17 protein-coding genes are annotated in these 18,825 nt (G+C 40.9%); 14 read left to right on the top strand and 3 right to left on the bottom strand.

Translation table 11 applies throughout. From position 1 onward, the window contains the following. Positions 1–68: 68 nt before the first annotated feature. From AC2TF5_RS26375 to AC2TF5_RS26365, 3 genes are all read right to left on the bottom strand, one after another. The gene (locus AC2TF5_RS26375; RefSeq protein ID WP_491300035.1) at positions 69–194 is read right to left on the bottom strand and encodes a paeninodin family lasso peptide; all 126 of its coding nucleotides are present in this window, start codon (positions 192–194) and stop codon (positions 69–71) included. Positions 195–209: 15 nt separating this feature from the next. Beyond that, a complete protein-coding gene (locus tag AC2TF5_RS26370) occupies positions 210–2,162 on the bottom strand; it encodes an asparagine synthase-related protein (RefSeq protein ID WP_491300034.1) in 1,953 nt (650 codons plus the stop codon). A gap of 133 nt (positions 2,163–2,295) precedes the next feature. Beyond that, complete coding sequence (locus tag AC2TF5_RS26365) at positions 2,296–2,724, bottom strand: VanZ family protein (protein ID WP_491300033.1); 429 nt, start codon at positions 2,722–2,724, stop codon at positions 2,296–2,298. Between the two features lie 245 nt (positions 2,725–2,969). Here AC2TF5_RS26365 and AC2TF5_RS26360 point away from each other — a divergent pair, with 245 nt between their 5' ends. From AC2TF5_RS26360 to AC2TF5_RS26295, 14 genes are all read left to right on the top strand, one after another. Further along, a complete protein-coding gene (locus AC2TF5_RS26360) occupies positions 2,970–4,937 on the top strand; it encodes a glycosyl hydrolase family 28-related protein (RefSeq protein ID WP_491300032.1) in 1,968 nt (655 codons plus the stop codon). 335 nt (positions 4,938–5,272) lie between these two features. Next, the gene (locus AC2TF5_RS26355; RefSeq protein ID WP_491300031.1) at positions 5,273–6,025 is read left to right on the top strand and encodes a YveK family protein; all 753 of its coding nucleotides are present in this window, start codon (positions 5,273–5,275) and stop codon (positions 6,023–6,025) included. Continuing rightward, positions 6,006–6,650 (top strand): CpsD/CapB family tyrosine-protein kinase, encoded by a 645-nt coding sequence (locus AC2TF5_RS26350; protein WP_491300030.1) that lies wholly within the window; start codon positions 6,006–6,008, stop codon positions 6,648–6,650. The genes AC2TF5_RS26355 and AC2TF5_RS26350 overlap by 20 nt, the downstream gene beginning before the upstream one ends. A gap of 291 nt (positions 6,651–6,941) precedes the next feature. Next, positions 6,942–7,832, top strand: a complete 891-nt coding sequence (gene galU, locus AC2TF5_RS26345) for a UTP--glucose-1-phosphate uridylyltransferase GalU (protein WP_491300029.1) — start codon at positions 6,942–6,944, stop codon at positions 7,830–7,832. A 14-nt stretch (positions 7,833–7,846) separates the two neighbouring features. Further along, positions 7,847–8,545 (top strand): sugar transferase, encoded by a 699-nt coding sequence (locus AC2TF5_RS26340; protein ID WP_491300028.1) that lies wholly within the window; start codon positions 7,847–7,849, stop codon positions 8,543–8,545. An 18-nt stretch (positions 8,546–8,563) separates the two neighbouring features. After that, positions 8,564–9,502 carry a glycosyltransferase family 2 protein gene (locus AC2TF5_RS26335; protein ID WP_491300027.1) on the top strand — a complete coding sequence of 313 codons (939 nt, stop codon included), beginning with the start codon at positions 8,564–8,566 and terminating at the stop codon, positions 9,500–9,502. A gap of 233 nt (positions 9,503–9,735) precedes the next feature. Further along, on the top strand, positions 9,736–10,896 hold the full coding sequence (locus AC2TF5_RS26330) for an O-antigen ligase family protein (protein ID WP_491300026.1): 1,161 nt from the start codon (positions 9,736–9,738) through the stop codon (positions 10,894–10,896). Position 10,897: 1 nt separating this feature from the next. Then, positions 10,898–11,683: an SGNH/GDSL hydrolase family protein gene (locus AC2TF5_RS26325; RefSeq protein ID WP_491300025.1), complete on the top strand. Its 786-nt coding sequence runs from the start codon at positions 10,898–10,900 to the stop codon at positions 11,681–11,683. After that, positions 11,680–12,840, top strand: a complete 1,161-nt coding sequence (locus AC2TF5_RS26320) for a glycosyltransferase family 4 protein (RefSeq protein WP_491300024.1) — start codon at positions 11,680–11,682, stop codon at positions 12,838–12,840. The genes AC2TF5_RS26325 and AC2TF5_RS26320 overlap by 4 nt, the downstream gene beginning before the upstream one ends. Before the next feature lie 5 nt (positions 12,841–12,845). Further along, the gene (locus AC2TF5_RS26315) at positions 12,846–14,186 is read left to right on the top strand and encodes a lipopolysaccharide biosynthesis protein (RefSeq protein ID WP_491300023.1); all 1,341 of its coding nucleotides are present in this window, start codon (positions 12,846–12,848) and stop codon (positions 14,184–14,186) included. 36 nt (positions 14,187–14,222) lie between these two features. After that, entirely contained in the window at positions 14,223–15,275 is a 1,053-nt protein-coding gene (locus AC2TF5_RS26310; protein WP_491300022.1) for a glycosyltransferase, read from the top strand. A gap of 27 nt (positions 15,276–15,302) precedes the next feature. Next, the gene (locus tag AC2TF5_RS26305) at positions 15,303–16,493 is read left to right on the top strand and encodes a glycosyltransferase family 4 protein (protein WP_491300021.1); all 1,191 of its coding nucleotides are present in this window, start codon (positions 15,303–15,305) and stop codon (positions 16,491–16,493) included. Then, positions 16,490–17,686 carry a glycosyltransferase family 4 protein gene (locus AC2TF5_RS26300; protein ID WP_491300020.1) on the top strand — a complete coding sequence of 399 codons (1,197 nt, stop codon included), beginning with the start codon at positions 16,490–16,492 and terminating at the stop codon, positions 17,684–17,686. Before AC2TF5_RS26305 ends, AC2TF5_RS26300 begins: the two co-directional genes overlap by 4 nt. Continuing rightward, positions 17,686–18,825, top strand: a complete 1,140-nt coding sequence (locus tag AC2TF5_RS26295) for a glycosyltransferase (RefSeq protein ID WP_491300019.1) — start codon at positions 17,686–17,688, stop codon at positions 18,823–18,825. Before AC2TF5_RS26300 ends, AC2TF5_RS26295 begins: the two co-directional genes overlap by 1 nt.

Below are 18,825 nucleotides of genomic sequence, written 5' to 3'. Positions count from 1 at the left end.
AAAGAGTAAAGCCCTTATACCCAATAAGGCGTATAGGGGCTGCACTTTCAGGAATGATAGCTTTAGGTTTAGCTGTAGTGTATCATTTCATCGGGATCCGGTTGAACTGCATCTGGAATTGCATTACCAGGACCAGCCATAGTCATCTTAATATCAAGAACTTCCAAAGCAGGTGTGCTCCATTCCTTTTTCATTGATTTCACCTCCTTTCAAAAGTTTTTTTGGAGAAATCGGTATAAGATTAAGCTGCGCATTAACAGCTTGATGGACGGATTGTAGGCTTGATTTGGGTTAATGCCATGGCGAGCTTCTGTTAGTGCATCTTGGATGACAGGCATGTTGATGATCTGCTGCATTCGAGAATCGCGGTTCAAATGATCAAGCTCTTCGATGAAAACAGGCCAGTCGCTTAACATCCTATGGATGGAATCAGCAGCTTGTATCCCTCTCGTTCGTTGATTGAGCCGGATGGGATCAGGAAGCCAGCCTTTTGTGGACCGTCGAACTAATGCACGATCCATGCCATTCTGAACGAATTGTTCTATTGGAGTTGACATGCAGAAACGAATAACTCGCAGATCATTGGTAGGGTCATGGCTCCATAAAGAATAACGAAGAGAAAGCTTGCAGCCACTTGTTCCGGTTGTGCTCCACATGTTTACACGGTCGAAATGCTGCCTTCTTGCTTCTAGTGGATCTGTCGGTAGATCGTCTGTCGAGCCGATTCCGATAAATTTACGGTCTCTGAGTTTATCATAGATACCGGTCCGTTTTGCGAAGTCTGAATGAATTAATTGCGGAAATTCATATGATGAACTGAGAGGCCTTAGTCGTTCAAGAGGGGGAAACGCTTTGCGGCTGATAATGGAATAGATCCGCTTGCGTCCTACTCCGACATTTTTGCTGTACAGATTGATCTCTCGGGATAAGCGAAGCCATTTGAACTTTTTCATGAGTTTGGTGTAATACTCAATTGCGGGTCCCCAAGAGATACTGTAATTTCCTCTGGCTCCATTGAGCAGAATGCCAATTCCGCGCTGCTCTGCCTGCTCATAAATTCCTCTCAACCAGAATGAATTATCGAAGAACTTGTAGGGAGACTCCAAGATGTCAAGCCAATCATCGATTTCCGAAAAGGGGCTTCTTCCTTTGAAATTCAAGTAATTGTCGTTAATGTTCCCCACAAATTTCACCGTCTGCTTGATAAGTGGTCTTTCGTCTGCAAATCTGTGCTTTGGTGTCCAATCCACAAATCCATCCTCTGGCACGTAACTGAATGTATGAAGGGGACGGTTATCCTTCTGCAATGCTTTGGCAGCGAAACTGACGACAGAGCCTGAATCCAATCCTCCGCTAAGATGAGCGCCGACATTTCGGTGAGTGCGTCGGAGCCTTGCCGTAACGGCTTTATTGAACACCTCCCGGAATGCCTCCTCATACTCTTGCGATGATGCAAGCTCCAAAGGAATGACATCCGAAAGGCTATTGTATCTGGTAATCGACACCCGATCATGCTTGATGATTATCGTATGAGACGGCGGTAGCTGATGGATATGGTTATAAATCGTAGTTGAAACATCGGGTGGCTCGAAAACACCGCTGATCGCTAGAAATTCAGCTAACCATGGTTCATTAAGCTCTTTATGTATATATGGTAAAGACAATAAGGGGTTAATCATTGTACAGAAAGAAAGTTGCTGCTCATTGCGATGATAATAGAGCGTCCGTGCGCCTGAGAAATCCCTTGCTCCAAAAAGGAGCTGCTTTTTCTCGTCCCAGATGGCGAAGGCAAAATCTCCGACCAGTCGTTCCGGCATTCGTTCAGACCATTTTTCATACGCCAGCAGTAAAACTTCACTGTCTGTCATGCTTGGCCTAAGGTTATAGGAGACTTGCAATTGATCCATTAATTCATCCCGGTTGTCAATAATGGCATCTGCCGTTATGGCTAGCCCGCGATTCGGATCGTAGGAAGGTAATGATTCGTGAGTGGACTGTTCCGTAATCCATTGCGCATGGCAACCCAGCATGATGTGATCCTTATGCCACGCCCCGCTTTGATTAGCTGGATACTTTCTCAATGCTTCCATTACAAATTCGCCATGCTCCATTACTTGGACAGGTTCTCCATTAAAACGATAAATACCAGCAATTGCACTCATTCGATCTTCCTCCGTTATGACCCATCCTGCAGTAATATATATTGATACAATTCGTATCATGGTCATTATATACCAAGTATACAATTTGTATCAATGTTTTTTTTCTATCATGCCCATATCGAATAAAAAAGCCTTAATGTACATTGTTTATGTTTCTTGTACGCTTTAGGTTTTTGCGGAACAGAATCATACAAAATAGATAAGCAAGGAGAATACCGAAGGAATCATTAATCACATCATAGATCCGACCACCCCGGAAGAAGAATAGCTGGAGAATTTCAGTTAATGCAGCATAGATAACAGATAGGTAGAAGGCGTGCTTATATTTACCGAAGTCTGATGCAAGCAGGGCAAGAATGAAGAAACCAATAAGATGGCCTATTTTTCGCAGAATCCAATCGTTACTTGACCATTGTAAATCAAGTTTTAGCAGCTCCAACCAATCGGGAGTTGGATTGAACTGAAAATCAACGATGTGATATCTGATCAGGAGATGGAGGTTAACCGAGCAAGTGAAGACGAACAGGACGAATGCCCATAGAACAGTAAGAATAATGCGCATAGGATAGCTCCTTCTTTGAAAACGCTTCTATTGTAAATGGAGTTTTATAAATATCGGAATGTGATGAAAATGTGGATACAAATTGTATCTTGGCGAGTTAGTATATTATAGCAGTTTCAGTATTGTTTTCAAGATTGGAATTGACCTGATTTCATAATTAGGTGGGGGCTTGAATCGTAGATGGGCATCTTCATCAATCATTTGTTAAATACAATCACTACTATAGTAGCAAGGAGGCGATGAGCATGACCCAACAACAAACGAATTTCATGAAGATGAATAAATGGTCATCCACGGATACGATACTTCCAAAAGATTTAAGCTTTAATTTCGACGTGCTAGATGAGGAAATGAAGAGCCGTGGAATTAACGTCAAGTGGTTCGGAGCTGTTGGTGATGGTACGACGGATGATACTGCGGCTTTCCAAGCAGCGATGGCCATGTGCGAGAAGCGTTACAGAATGTTTGTGCCTCCTGGAAATTATCGGATCAGACAAACCATAGAGAACAATAGCCGCGGGATATTTGGGGTCGCCCCTAATGTGGACAGCGGGCAAATGGGTACCAGAATGATCTGGGATCCCCTCGACAGCTTAACGGATTTGCTCCCTTGTATAAGAATTCGAAATGCTGGAGTAAAAGCTGTATTTGAGGATTTCACAGTTAATGGAATTTCAAAATATAGCTCAAGAAATCTTACAACTTGGATTAATAAAGATTTATTTGAACAAAGCTTATATGACATGTTTGCAGCTGGAACAGCAGCAATCGAAGTAGCAGGATCAGCGACACCAATATTTAGAAATATCACAACTTCTGGAGTGAAAGTTGGGCAGCTACTTAACAGTACCAATGGACATGTATCCTCTTACGATTGTGGTTGGAACGGATTGATTGGTGTATATTGTCGCATTAATTCTGGAGATTACTTTTACCAAGGTGGGGGTATTTCAGGAGCGTTCTGCGGAGTCATGCTAGGTACGATTTTAACAGCAGGACATCGAGGGGGCTTTAATGCTCTCATGCATAGAGTGCATCTTGGATTTTCCCCATATGCCATTTATCAATGCGTTGACAGTGGACTTGATGATTATAACCGTGCATCTTCAGTTATAGGATTAAGCGGAATATACATGAATACTCTATTCGAACAATGCGGAGAAGCCGCAATAAAATTGTTGAACAAATCCTCAACTTCGAATTTGAGAGTGTTCGGTTTCGGATTTACCTGGTCAGTAACAAGTTATTCGGGGAATTCTTCAAGTTGGGAGTATTCCTTACCCGATGATCTGAAAAAACCTAGTGAAAAACAGCAGTATGCAGCTTGGTTTGGAACCATTACTGCTCCGGCTATATTTAATGATGATCTTGGAACGTTAAAAAAATCAACGACTCAGGGTGCGATGGGGACGGCTTATATTGATACTTTAACCGGTGACAAAGAATCCGAATTAACCGGATTGGGGATGGCTGATACGGTAATTCGTAGAAAAGTGACTCCGTTGTACAGAAATGCTGACTTACAGGAGCGGATGCAGGAAAGAGAGCATCGGACACTGATGCCGGTCTCGGCACCGAACCTGCTTAGAAATCCGGAAGTGTTATCCAATTGGTTGGTGTCAAACGGTACTATTAGTCTTGTCACGGCTGATCATGTGCCGATGCCTATCAGTAATGAGATGAAGCAGGTTATTGGAAATAATCCTGTGATATTGAAGATAACCCCGGATGGAGTCAGTTCACCAAGCATTAGGATAAAATTCAATGCGCAGAATTTACCGTATCAGGGAGATGCTAACCGGAACTTAGCTATGCAATATTTTATTTTAGAAACAGAATTTGAGAGTTCAGGTATTTATAAATCCATCGGGCGCATCTCAGCGCAAAATGCAGAATATATTTTCAATGATGCATTAACCTGGAAGACCAAAGGTTGGAAACATTTGCGAGGGAGGGAATTGGCAAGTAAAACAGGCCTATTGTACGAATTCAGTATTGGTGCTTTACCGAAGGTAGGTGAAATATATATTGCTGGGGTGATGGTAACATGGGACCATATTGGCTCGTATTCTCCGTACCCGCATAGTTATATGACAGATTCCTTAGAAATCGGTGGATCAGGAAATGGACTTATATTAACTGATTCCACTACAGGCAGTAGATATCAGTTATCTGTCTTAAATGGCAATTTGCAGATTAAACCAGTGACCTAAGAGGTCTTCACTTTGTAATAGTTTCTTAAAAGAATCGGTTATGTTGATCACTTGATCGACAGAGCTGATTTTTTTTGTTTTGGGACTTAGTAATGGTGATGTTACGAATAACTATTAATATAGGTAAAAGCAAACGCTATCATAAAGTTCAGTGATACAAGACGTCACAAAATCGGAGTTTTTACACAATATATCCTTGACATGATACAGATTGTATCGTAAATTATGACGTATAAAATATACATATCGTATCGGCGAAAGAATTTTGAGCATTCGAAAATAAAGTTCGGAATATACTTCTTACTTTCAGAAATTAAGCGGGGGGTTACAAGTGAATGGAACTTAAACAATATTTTAGAGTCTTGCTAAAGAAATGGTGGTTGATAGCGACTGTCATAATCATTGCGATTGCAGCGACAGGAGTCAAAAGTTTTTACTTTACTACTCCGATCTATGCGGCGAATGCCAAGCTTATCGTTAATCAGTCCTCGGGTGATGGATCGACAACCCTTAATGCGAGCACGATACAAACGAGCATTTTTCTTATTAATTCTTACAAGGAGATTATCAAGTCATCCGCCATTATGAATGAGGTTGTCGAAAAATTCCCTAACTTAGGCGAGAGTACCTGGCAATTATCTGCAAAGATATCCGTCACATCGGCGAACAATTCACAAGTAATGAACCTGGTCTATCAGGATACATCCTACGCTAAGGCCGCTGAGATCGTAAATGCGGTCTCCACAGTGTTCAAAGAGCAAATCCCTCACATCATGAATGTTGATAACATCACCATCTTAAGCGAGGCAGATACGGAAGCATCGCCTGCGCCAATCAATTTCAATCCGATCAGGAACATATTAATCAGCTTTGTTGTTTCGCTTATGTTGGCGATCGGACTTGTATTTTTGCTCGATTATCTGGACGATACGTTGAAGACAGAAGCTGACATCATTGAAATTTTGGACGTTCCCGTGCTTGCTGTTGTAGGAAAGATCTCCAGAGGCGATCTGAAGAAGTCCGGGAGAGCGAAAGCAATACAAAAAACAAAAGTGGGTGAGAGCCAGTATGCGACGATCAATCAATGATAGCAGCCTAATTGTATCCATGAATCCCAAATCGCCTATATCGGAAGTGTACCGGTTGCTTCGAACAAAAATCCACTTCTCTTCTAAAGATGAGGAATTAAAGACCGTTATGGTTACATCCTCTCAGGCAGGGGAAGGCAAAACCACAACGATTAGCAACTTGGCTGTTACCTATGCACAGGAAGGCAAGAAGGTGCTTCTTATTGATCTGGATATGCGTAAGCCTTCGCTACACCGTGTTTTCTCCCAGTCGAACCATCAAGGCTTAAGCACGCTGTTAGCAGGACATACGAGTGTGCAAGACGTGATCCAGGAAACGATCGTCAGCCATCTGTCGCTGCTCCCTTCCGGACCTTTACCAGCGAATCCGTCAGAGATTATTGATTCAACAGCAATGCGGGAACTGTTGGAACAATTCAAGCAGCAGTATGACCTTATTCTCATCGACACACCATCAGTGCTTGCTGTAACGGACAGTGTCATCGTTAGCGCGTTGTGTGATGGTGTTGTAATGGTAGTTGCTGCAGGCAAGGTGAGGAAAGAACATCTGAAGAAAGCCAAAGAGCAATTGGATCATGTGAATGCACGAATGCTGGGTATTGTGATTAATAAAGAAGCGAAATAATCCTTAACAGTACTAAACAGAACATTTTGGATTAATGGCTTAACAGCCACAGAAACAAAGGTAATGTCTACTGCACCTCTTTCACTGTAGACACTCGGTCACGCTGTGGGTCTTATTGACCTTAGACATTATTGTCGAGGGTGTGATGTGAGGACGGGTTAAATGCCCTTACTAGAAAATTTAGCTATGTTCTTTTCAGATTGAAGAGTGCATAGCTAGGCTTTTCTACTACAATGGCAATCATCTTGGCTTTGGTATCAAGAATAAATAGAGATGGGTAGTGAATGAGAGATGAAGAAAGTAAAAAAAGCAATTATTCCTGCAGCGGGTCTAGGGACGCGGTTCTTGCCTGCAACAAAAGCAATGCCAAAAGAAATGCTTCCGATCGTGGATAAACCCACTATTCAATACATTGTGGAAGAAGCGGTGGCGTCAGGGATTGAGGATATTATTATCGTGACGGGTAAAGGCAAACGTTCCATTGAAGACCATTTCGACCATGCGTTCGAGCTGGAAAATAATCTGTTCAGTAAGGGGAAATTTGATCTCCTTGATGAAGTGCGCCGCTCCTCAAATGTAGACATTCATTACATACGTCAGAAGGAAGCTAAGGGACTTGGCCATGCCGTTTGGTGTGCTCGTAACTTTATTGGAGATGAGCCGTTCGCTGTGCTCCTTGGGGATGATATTGTCCAATCTCATAAACCTTGTATTCGGCAGCTCGCGGAGCAGTTTGAGCAATTGCAGAAATCAGTGATTGGTGTTCAGACCGTTCCCTTTGAGCAAACGGAGCGTTATGGAATCGTAGCTCCCCTGGAAAGATTCGATCGTTTATATGAAGTAGATTATTTCGTAGAGAAGCCACAAGCGGGTCAGGCTCCATCCCGTTTGGCAATCATGGGAAGATATATATTGACGCCCGACATATTTGAATTTCTTGAACATCAGGAGGAGGGTGCTGGTGGGGAAATTCAGTTGACAGATGCCATCCAAAAGCTAAATGTGAGCCAAGGCGTGTATGCATATGATTTTGAGGGCATTCGTTATGATGTTGGCGAGAAGCTTGGATTTATTATGACTACACTTGATTTTGCATTGCAGAATAATGAACTACGGAAGCCGTTGCTACAGGGTATAGAAGCCATTCTCGAACGAGAATATCTTAGTAAAATAAATCGCTAATGAGGTGAAGGTAAGTGTCTCCCACTCCGCAACGAAACGAAATAGAAGTTGTTCTCGAGGGGAACTCGATTTACACAAATTATGCCCAGAAAAAGGGGAAGCCCAGAGTCCTGTTTCTTATGGCCAAACGGGTTATGGATTTCATCTGCGCCCTCATTGGGCTTGTTCTGTTAACTCCGCTCTTCTTAGTCGTAGTCATATTAATTAAACTGGAGGACCCAAAAGGTTCTGTTTTTTTTTATCAGACACGCATCGGTAAGGACGAGAGACCATTCCGAATGTATAAGTTTCGCTCTATGGTTTCGAATGCGGAGGAGTTACTAGAGAAACTGCTCGATCAAAATGAGATTAGTGGTGCAATGTTTAAGATGAAAGAAGATCCTCGCATTACAAGGGTTGGGAAGTTTATCCGTAAGACCAGCATAGATGAGTTGCCACAGTTATGGAATGTAATCCGCGGCGAGATGTCTCTTGTAGGGCCAAGACCAGCATTACCAAGAGAAGTTAATCAATACAGTAGTTATGACAAGCTACGATTGAAGGTTACTCCCGGATGTACTGGTTTGTGGCAGGTAAGTGGACGAAACAATTTAAGCTTCCATGAGATGCTGGAATTAGATTTGGAGTATATCGAGCGCAGAAGTCTATGGCTTGATGTAAAGGTCTTATTTAGAACGGTAAAGATTATTGTATTCCCGAATTCAGCCTATTAAAGATGGAGTGTTTAGAGAATGAATATGACCATAAGCGTAATCGTTCCGACTTATAACAGGGTTGAAGCTCTTTTAAATTGTATGAAAGGAATTGAAAGGCAAAATAGATATCCTGATGAAATCATAGTTGTTGTAAGAAACACAGATGAGTGTACATTAAAGCGTTTATCAACGATCTCCATAAAGAATTTAAAGATTGTTCAAATAGAACAGACTGGTGTTATAGCTGCTTTGAACTTTGGGATCGAGCAAAGCGTGGGTTCAATTGTGGTTCTAACTGATGATGATACAGTTCCTCATGTGGATTGGCTCGAAAAAATTGAAAATCACTATCGAATCGAACCCAATGTAGGAGGAGTTGGGGGGAGAGATATTGTACATTCCCGAGGAAAACCGATTCCAGCTATGAAACAAAATGTCGGTATTATTAAGCCGTACGGTCGAATCATCGGCAATCATCATATTGGTATGGGAAAAGCTCGAGAGGTGGATATCTTAAAAGGCGCAAATATGAGCTTTCGGAAAGATGCAATTAAAGGATTGAAATTTGATGAGAGGTTAAAAGGTACTGGTGCACAAGTATATAACGAAATGGAGATTAGCTTATCTGTTAAGAAAAAAGGCTGGAAGTTGATCTATGATCCACAATTGTGTGTAGATCATTTTCCAGCTGAAAGGTTTGACGAAGATAGAAGAAATAGCTTTAACGAAATAGCTTTTTTCAATATGGCGCATAATGAAACTTATTCTATTTTAAAACACTTTAAATTAGTAAATAGATATTTATATTTATTCTGGGCATTAACAGTTGGAAGTAAATCATCTCCTGGAGTCGTTCAATTCTTTAGAATACTGCCTAGGCAAAAAAACATAGCCTTTAAAAAAGTCATACTGGCATTTAAAGGTAGATGGGGTGGTTGGAAAACGTGGAGAGGTTCTTTGGAAAAAGCAATTTAAGGACCATCATAGGAGTATCGTTTAATGGATTGATGAAACTAATAGCAGTACTAGTGCTCGGGATAAGTGTTGGATTCGTAGGCTCAATAGGTTCACTTCATATGAAACTCCTAGAATTTACATTTCTTCTCCTGAGTATATTTATTTCATTGCACATCTATGCTTATAAATCGAGACTATTACTTCCATATACTCTATTAATATGGGTAGTGAGTCCAGAATTAAGGCGTTTAATGGATTGGTTATTTCAATCATACAGCGATACCTCGATCATCTCACTAGTACCTTATTGTGTAAGTTTTGTTTTATTGTTACCAGTGATACAAAATATCAAGCAAATTGATAGTAGGGTTAGCTTCATACTGAAAATTATGGGCGCCGCCTTAATCTATGGATTTAGTATCGGTTTTGTGAAATACGGATTGTCATCTGTTTTTGATCTGCTAAATTATGTTGTCCCGTTTCTTGTTTTTACTTATGTGAGTGTAAGCAAATTCGACAGTGATATCCGCGATAAGTGGCTGAGGAGTTTTACTTATCTTGCTGTAATCGTTGCTGCTTATGGGATATATCAATATTTAGTGCTCCCCCCTTGGGACGAATTTTGGATGATAAACTCCGAAATGAATTCGATTGGGCTTTCTCAGCCGCAAAAATTTCGGCTTTTTTCTTTCTTGAATTCTCCTGGACCAGCCGGTGTATTCCTTGGTTTAGCGTTGGCTGTTATGACAGTTCAGAAAAGATGGAGAGCGTTTGGAATCATTGGCATGATGATCGTAGCATTTGCATTGCTTCTCACTTTGGTCCGGGTTGGATGGATTGCCTATGTAGTAATGGTAATTGCGTACTTTATTAGATCTCCCTTAAAAAGCAGAATAAAATTGCTTGTTCTGGGTTTCATTATTTTTTTGGCGTATATATTTATCCTTCCAATATTACCAGGCGCTAATAATGTTACCTCTCGTATTGAAACATTTGGATCAATAGAAGAAGATCATTCGTTCAATGAAAGACTTAGCTTTTCAAGCAATATCTTATCACAATTATTATCTAACCCTGTAGGAAAGGGTCTGGGAAGTTCGGGTTTAGGAGCAAAACTGACCTCAAATACAGATACGCTGGTAGCATTTGATAATGGTTATTTAAACCTATTTTATACATTTGGACTTCCATTGGGATTAGCTGTAATAACAACATTGGGCTATTTCTTTTTTTATCTGTTTAAGTTGAGTAAGACAGAAAAAGAATATTCTCCAATTTCACTTGCAGCAATTAGTGCGGTTTTATTTCTTCTATTTGCAAGTAACGTTATGCGCGGATTAAGTGGCTTTATTCTGTTGTTTGTTGTTTCGCTAGCTTATTTACCAAAGTCCTCAAATCGAGGGGAGATATAGAATGTTGATCGTTTTTTTAGGTGGCTCGATTACAGAAGGGTTAGGCGTAACTAGATCTAGAACGAGTTATGCAAATTTACTGCAAGCGAAACTAAATTCTTCCTATTCTCAATCCGTTCAGATCATTAATTTTGGTGCTAGTGCAATGCAGATTAATGAGTCGAGAAGGAAATATGAGGAAAAAATTGTGGAATTACAACCAGACATCATCGTTTATGCGCATGGGAATACGGAAGCAGTCGTAAGAGAGCAAAGAAAATATTTAAAGTTTCTACCAAAAAGGTGGAGGAGACCTGGTTGGATGGATCCAAGAGCCTATTATTCAACTCGATTTACTAGAAGACTGTTAGAAAAAATAGAGTCAGGGCTGCGATGGAGAGTGAAAGTTACCCTCATTAAAGTATTTGGGGGCAAGCAGTGGATGAGTTTAGAAGAGTTTGAACAACAAACCTCGGACTTTATTTTGACCATCTTTCAGCATAATACAAAAACGAACATTATATTTCTAACCCCTGGTGATATCGAAGAGAAATACTTTCCTGGGTCTCCTGAATCTATGAGGAAATATAGAGAGGTAATGAAAGATATTTATGAGCATAATAAATCTAGTAACAGATTATTTATGTGTGACTCATCTCAAGCATTGCATAAATGGAATGATTATTTTTATGATCGTTTTCACCCAAATGAAAATGGCCACAACAAAATTGCCGAAGCACTCCTGGATACAATCATGCAACATTCGCTTTTGAGTAATAACAAAGTGATGAAAGAGGTAAGCCGATGAAAATCTGTTTCGTTACACACATGGTTAAAAAAGGAGACGGGCAAGGAAGGGTTAATTACGAGGTTATATTAGAAGCATTAAAGCAAGGACACAAAATTGTGGTTATATCTGCAGAGTTGTCGGAAGAACTTCAAAATCATGATCGGGTTGAGTGGATAAAAATTAATTTAAGAAAAATTCCAACCGCATTATTGCGATATCAATTGTTTGCCATGTTGTCTGCCGCTTGGATTTGGATGAATAAGAGGGAATTAGAGCTTATCGTCGTTAATGGCTTTATTACTTATGCAAAGTCAGATATAAACTGCATTCACTTTGTTCACAGTGCATGGGTGAAATCGAAATATCATCCATATCGTGAACAAAAAAATGTAAAGGCCATTTATCAATTGATATACAACAGCTTAAATGCGTTCTTAGAGCGCCATGCACTAAAACGTACTAAACAAGTAATTGCAGTTTCTGAACAAGTAAAACAAGAATTGGTACAGGATGCAAAAGTAGATTATCAACGAATTTCCGTTATTTCAAATGGTGTTGATTTGAATGAGTTTTATCCGCGATCGGTTAATCGGGATGATTTTAATTTAGATGTCAATAAAACGTATGCTTTGTTTGCTGGAGACTTGAAATCAACAAGGAAAAACTTGGACACAGTACTTCATGCTCTCGCTAAGGTAGAAACGGTAAACCTGTTAGTGCTTGGATATACTGAGAAGAGTAAGTATCCTAGTTTAGCAGAAAGTTTGGGAATAACTGATCGTGTTCATTTTCTAGGATACAGGAAAGATATCGCAGAGATCATGTCACTTGCAGATTTGTTTATTTTCCCTTCGAGATACGAGCCATTTTCACTTGTTATATTAGAAGCAATGGCCTCAGGATTACCGGTTATAACGAGCAGTAGATGTGGAGCAGTTGAACTCTTATCTGATAATTCTGCAGTTGTGATTGAAGATCCAGATGATACACCAACTCTAATGAACGTACTGAGAGAGCTAGTGTCTAATAAAGAAAGATTAGAGATGATGTCCCTAAGAGCAAGGGAGGATGCCCGAAAGAACTCGTGGGAGAATATGTCTAACAAATACATGGGAATTATCAACTACAATTTGAATTTAAGTTTAAATACCAGTGAAGCAAGTTTGAAGGGATAATACATATGGCAATACTAAATTTGATCAAACAAAGAAAGAAATTCGGTAGTTTAGGGAATGTAGTACAAATATTTGCATCTAATGTATTTATTCTTGGATTAAATGTATTAACAGGTATTATCATAGCAAGGTTTTTAGGGCCAGAGGGGCGAGGAGAACAAGCAGCGATGATTATGTGGCCCAGATTCCTGGCGTATTCCTTAACATTGGGAATCCCAGCCTCATTGGTTTACTATATGAAAAAAAAAGATGAGAACCAAGGTTCATTATATATCACATCTTTGTACATGAGTTTAATGCTCGGTTGTGTTGCGATTGCAATTGGTTTTGTATTTATTCCATTTTGGCTGAAGGGCTACTCCAATGAAGTTATTCAATTTGCAACTTGGGCCTTGATAATGTCTCCGATTGCCATGTTGGGAACGATTAATACAGCAGCTCTTCAATCCAGGGAAGAATATCACCTTTTTAACTTTATCAGATATATCCCTGTATTCAGCACTTTAGTCCTTCTCTGTGGTCTTGTCATCACAGGACACGTAACACCGTTTTACACGGCAGTGGCGTATTTGTTCCCAGCAATTCCAGTAGCTCTATGGATAACGGTGAGATTAGTCTCAGAGTATAAAATTAAGCAGCAAAGAAAGATTGAGTCTGGTAAAAAGCTGCTAAGCTATGGAATTAGATCCTACGGTACAGATGTTGCTGGAACATTCTCCGGATATATTGATCAAATTTTGGTTGTAGGGTTATTGTCTCCGAGTAGCTTGGGACTATATGTGGTTTCTCTGAATTTATCTAAAATGTTAAATACGATTCAAAATGCAATTACGTTAGTTCTGTTCCCTAAAGCATCTGGCTTACAACAAACGGAAGCACTTAAATTAACTTTTAAAGTATATAGAATTAGCACGGTTGTAACCATTATTGTTGGCACTGGAATTTTTATAGTTGCTCCTTATCTTTTAATACTTCTGTATGGTCAATCATTTATTGAAGCAGTGTCAGTGTTTAGAATATTGATCTTTCAAACGGCTATAACTAGTATTTCATGGATTTTGTCCCAAGGGTTTATGTCTATTGGTAAGCCAGGCACTGTAACGGTTATGCGAGTAATAACTCTTGGGTTAAACATTGTATTATTAAATGTATTGATTCCTCATTTAGGAATAGAGGGTGCGGCTATATCGTTGTTGATAACATCGATTGTTGAGTTGATGGTCGTTTTTCTTATCTATACAACTAGACATCATATTAAAATCAAGGATTGGATCGTTTCAAAGAATGATATTTTATGGTTACTACAACGAATTCGTAATCAAAAGCGAAGTGAAAAAGCTATCTAGGGTATACGATTATTGTTAGTTCAATGAGGTGATCGAATGAATATTCTTCATATAGCCAATCATGTCAAACAGTCTGGTAACGGAATCGTTAATGTCATGATCGACTTAGCTTGCGAGCAGGCCAAATTAGGCCATAATGTGGCGGTTGCATCTGAAGGCGGGAAGTATATAGAACTGCTACAAAAGAACAATATTCAACATTATAAACTTGATCAGACAAGAAGGCCGGCACAAATGATGCAGGCTTTTTTTAATTTTCGAAAAATGGTCAAACAATTTAAGCCGGATATTATCCATGCACATATGATGACCGGAGCATTGCTATCACGTGTTTCAAGAGGGTTTCGGAAATATAAAATTGTGACCCATATTCACAATGAATTTCAGAAAAGTGCGAATTTAATGAAGGTTGGCGATTCAGTAATCGCAGTAAGCCAGGCGGTGGCTACCGCGATGTTAAACCGAGGTGTTCAAGAGCAGAAACTGCACATCGTACTAAACGGAACTATCGGAAGTTCCCGAAAGGAAGCTGCTGGAGAGGTAATACTTAATGGGCCGTCTATTGTAACTGTAGCTGGTCTTTATGAACGGAAAGGAATTAATGATTTACTTGAAGCGTTCGAAATCGTTGCCACTGAATATCCTGAGGCTAATTTGTATCTTCTAGGAGATGGCCCGGACAGATCAAAGTTTGAATTGAAAGCTAACCAATCTATTGGAAAGAATAATATTCATTTCTTAGGATATCAATCTAATCCGCATAATTACATGAGGGCTGCCGATATTTTTGTATTACCTTCGCATAAAGAATCATTCGGTTTAGTATTGATCGAGGCCCGGGAAGCGGGTTGTGCCATTGTCGCAACGAATGTTGATGGAATTCCAGAGGCTCTTGATTTCGGTGAATCAGGTATGCTGGTGCCACCAAAATCACCAGACAAATTGGCAGAGGCCATCATGACAATGTTTCAAGATTCCGAAATGAGAGATCAATACCGTAAACGAGCTTTGACAGGACTGGAGTATTATTCAGTAGAAAGAGTGGCGAAAGATACGTTAAAGATTTATGAGGGATTACTAATTAGTTAAACCATACTGAAGAAAAGAGAGATAATCATGAATGTGCTATCGACTGGAATGGGTTGGATAGATATCCAGTACGGAGGGCTGAACCGTTATTTTGCCGATTACTCTAGTGCCATGAAAGAACATGGTCATTCTGAACTCGGCTTCATCGTTGCACCTCAGGGATCGCAAATAAGCACGGATCTCAATATTAGAAACGTTACACATGAAATGGAAATCAAACATTATTTACCTCGAATGAGATTAATACAAAAGCATACGAATCAAGCGGTGAGATCTTTTCAACCGGATGTGTTTAATCCTCATTTTGCTTTCTATACTACGATGGTCACGAGGAGAGTAATCCCCCCTCATGTACCAATCGTGACACATTTTCATGGTCCTTGGGCGTTGGAAACAGAGGTACAACAGACGAAAACGGCAACGAAGGCCATAAAAGAAACCAAGTTCTGGGTCAAAAAACAAGTGGAACAATTAACCTACCGCCGTTCCGACAGCTTCATCGTACTTAGTGAATATTTTCGTGATATATTGAGCGAAACCTACGGCGTAGATGAGCAGAAAATACATATAATACCAGGTGCAGTGGATCACAATCGCTTCCGACCGCATCCTAATCGGGAGCAATTGAGAGCACAATTAGGCATCTCCCATAATCAGCCCATACTCTTCTGCATTAGAAGATTGGTTCGCAGAATGGGGATTGACCGCCTGATTCATGCCATGGCGGATGTGGTTCGTGTATTCCCTGACGTCCGATTATTCATCGGTGGAGATGGGCCGATGCGAGCGGAATATGATGCTTTGATCCTTCAGCTCGGACTTTCTTCTCATGTAAAACTACTTGGCAGAATTTCGAATGAAGAACTTGTTGAATATTATCAGGCTGCAGATATCAGCTTAGTTCCGACACTCACACTAGAGGGATTTGGTCTTATCACCGTAGAGTCTCTTGCCTGTGGAACGCCAGTGCTGGGAACCCCTTATGGGGGAACAAAAGAGATTTTACATCAGATATCGGATGAATTGATGTTTAATGACGGGACATCTGACTCAATAAGCAAGAAAATTATTGACGTTCTGAATAAAGATTCATTTCTTCCTTCTCGGGAAGCGTGCAGAGAATATGTACTGAATCGGTATACATGGGGGAGAGTGGCAGAGGCTGTGACCGAAGTGTTTACGGAAGAGATTGATAAAAGAAAGGTATTCAGAAGATGAAAATCGCTTTTTATAACCATACGAGTACCATAAGTGGTGCGGAGATCAGCCTCTTGTTGACCGCGAAATATTTAACGAAGGCACATCCGATTTTATTTGCTCCGGAGGGGGAATTGCTGCAGAAGGCACGCAGCCAAGGACTTGAAGTCGTTGCTCTACCCAGTTTCCGGGCGAGAATGACCAAAAATCCATTTCTTCTTGTTGTCTATGTTTTTGGGATGCTGTGGGCAGGATGGAAGCTTGCTCTTCTTATGAAAAAAAGTCAGGTGGATCTCATACATGCCAATTCCATAAGGGCCGGCATTATGGCTGGCTTATTCAAATGGTACCATCGGCTGCCAGTTGTATGGCATATACGAGACATGCCTCCACAGGGTTACATTGGCAAGCTTGTTCAAAAGCTTGCAGGGAATACCGCTCAGGCGCTAATCGGTATTTCTGAATCTGTCATTCAAGGTATAGCTCATTCTTCCGTGGAAGGACGGTGTCATCTTGTACATAACGGTGTGGAACTTAGGAGCTTTAATACCGAAGGAAGACAAGTAATAAAAGAGGGAATCCGTTCAGAATTAAAAACACCTCAAGAAGCACGAGTGTTGGCCATTATCGGTCAAATTGCCCCGTGGAAGAGGCAAGAAGATGCAATAGAAGCATTCGCAAGTCTTATTAGTGAGGAACGGAATCTGGTTCTATGGATCGTCGGAGAAGCCAAGTTCAGGCAAGAGAATGAACGTTATCTCGACAGATTGCAAGAGAAGGTTAGATCCTTGTGTCTTGAAGATAAAGTTATATTTACAGGATTCAGAGAAGATGTATTGGAGATCTGCTGTGCAGCAGATCTCCTTTTATTATGTTCGGATCATGAACCCTTCGGTCGGGTCATTATTGAAGCCATGTCACAAGGTACGCCTGTCGTAGGGACAAGAGGAGGCGGTGTACCTGAGATCATCGAACATGGTGTGAGCGGATTCATGTATGAAATCGGGAATATCGAGGAACTTACACATTGCATCCGTCAGGTGCTTGATGATGGGATTGTTTGGACTAGACTTAGTCAAAACGGACAGGATCGGGCGAAGGCGATGTTCTCCATTACACAGACGTCTCAAAAAATTGAACTGATTTATCAGCAGCTATTGATGAGACCTGGCGTCGAATTAATGGAGCGACAGCGGGCAAAGGAGATCGTATAATGCGGAATTTGAAAGTAGCCATTGTGCATGATTACCTAAATCAAATGGGGGGAGCAGAACGGGTCGTGGCCGTATTCCACAAAATGTTCCCCGATGCGCCGATTTATACGACGATTGTCGATCACAACAAACTACTTCCCGAATTAAAGGATGCTGTTATCCATACGACTTGGATGCAACGAATACCGGGGATATTAAGCAAATTCAAACTGTTTTTCTGGCTGTATCCATTTGCTATGCGGTCAATGAAGGTAAAGGGATACGATCTTATTCTCAGCTCTAGCAGCGCATATGCGAAAGGTGTGCAGAAAGGCCGCCAAAGTATTCATGTCTGCTACTGCCATGCGCCAATGCGTTTTGCATGGGATTTTGACTCGTATATGGAAAGCGTCCAAGTACCGAATATCATGAAACGGTTAGCAAAATGCTTTACCTACCCTCTCCAGGCATGGGATAAAAACAACTCTAAGCGGGTAGATTACCTGATTGCCAATTCTACCATCGTGAAAGAGAGAATCGGGCAATGGTATGGCATGAATGTCCCGGTCATATTTCCTCCCGTAGAAATTAGTCGGTTTAACATCAGTGAGGGAGAGCCGGAGGACTATTTTTTGGTTGTCTCCAGGTTAGTATCTTACAAAAAAATCGATCTGGCCGTAGAGGCCTGCACCCGGTTAGGTCAGAGGTTGCTCGTAGTTGGAGATGGGCCGGATAGGCAGAGACTTGAGCAGCTAGCAGGCGATACAGTTACTTTTCTCGGGAGGAGAAGTGATGAAGAGGTCGTCCGTTACATGCAGCATTGCAAAGCGTTGATGTTTCCAGGTATTGAGGATTTTGGTATTACGCCGCTTGAAGTCAATGCATGCGGTAGACCGATCATCGCTTACTCTGGGGGTGGAGCCTTGGACACAGTCGTATCGGAACTGACAGGATTATTTTTCGAGGAACAGTCGGTAAACTCATTGATCGCAACAATCAAACGCTTTGATCAGTATGATTGGAATCCTGAACTTATTCGGCAACATGCTGAGAAATTCAGTGAGCAATTATATATAGAACGGTTGCAGTCCAGCATTGATAGTCTACTCGGCGTAAGAGAGATCAACGCTAAAATTGCGAAAGCAGAAGGGAGCTATTAA

The organism is Paenibacillus sp. JNUCC 34, assembly GCF_058269055.1.
This window is presented reverse-complemented; position numbering and strand designations above follow the sequence as displayed.

Excerpts from the sequence above, each read along its gene's own strand:
- AC2TF5_RS26310 (WP_491300022.1), top strand. The coding sequence starts at position 14,223 with ATGAATATTCTTCATATAGCCAATCATGTCAAACAGTCTGGTAACGGA.
- AC2TF5_RS26315 (WP_491300023.1), top strand. The coding sequence starts at position 12,846 with ATGGCAATACTAAATTTGATCAAACAAAGAAAGAAATTCGGTAGTTTA.
- galU (WP_491300029.1), top strand. The coding sequence starts at position 6,942 with ATGAAGAAAGTAAAAAAAGCAATTATTCCTGCAGCGGGTCTAGGGACG.
- AC2TF5_RS26360 (WP_491300032.1), top strand. The coding sequence starts at position 2,970 with ATGACCCAACAACAAACGAATTTCATGAAGATGAATAAATGGTCATCC.
- AC2TF5_RS26365 (WP_491300033.1), bottom strand. The coding sequence starts at position 2,724 with ATGCGCATTATTCTTACTGTTCTATGGGCATTCGTCCTGTTCGTCTTC.
- AC2TF5_RS26305 (WP_491300021.1), top strand. The coding sequence starts at position 15,303 with ATGAATGTGCTATCGACTGGAATGGGTTGGATAGATATCCAGTACGGA.
- AC2TF5_RS26350 (WP_491300030.1), top strand. The coding sequence starts at position 6,006 with ATGCGACGATCAATCAATGATAGCAGCCTAATTGTATCCATGAATCCC.
- AC2TF5_RS26325 (WP_491300025.1), top strand. The coding sequence starts at position 10,898 with ATGTTGATCGTTTTTTTAGGTGGCTCGATTACAGAAGGGTTAGGCGTA.
- AC2TF5_RS26355 (WP_491300031.1), top strand. The coding sequence starts at position 5,273 with ATGGAACTTAAACAATATTTTAGAGTCTTGCTAAAGAAATGGTGGTTG.
- AC2TF5_RS26375 (WP_491300035.1), bottom strand. The coding sequence starts at position 194 with ATGAAAAAGGAATGGAGCACACCTGCTTTGGAAGTTCTTGATATTAAG.
- AC2TF5_RS26300 (WP_491300020.1), top strand. The coding sequence starts at position 16,490 with ATGAAAATCGCTTTTTATAACCATACGAGTACCATAAGTGGTGCGGAG.
- AC2TF5_RS26335 (WP_491300027.1), top strand. The coding sequence starts at position 8,564 with ATGAATATGACCATAAGCGTAATCGTTCCGACTTATAACAGGGTTGAA.
- AC2TF5_RS26370 (WP_491300034.1), bottom strand. The coding sequence starts at position 2,162 with ATGAGTGCAATTGCTGGTATTTATCGTTTTAATGGAGAACCTGTCCAA.
- AC2TF5_RS26295 (WP_491300019.1), top strand. The coding sequence starts at position 17,686 with ATGCGGAATTTGAAAGTAGCCATTGTGCATGATTACCTAAATCAAATG.
- AC2TF5_RS26330 (WP_491300026.1), top strand. The coding sequence starts at position 9,736 with ATGGATTGGTTATTTCAATCATACAGCGATACCTCGATCATCTCACTA.
- AC2TF5_RS26320 (WP_491300024.1), top strand. The coding sequence starts at position 11,680 with ATGAAAATCTGTTTCGTTACACACATGGTTAAAAAAGGAGACGGGCAA.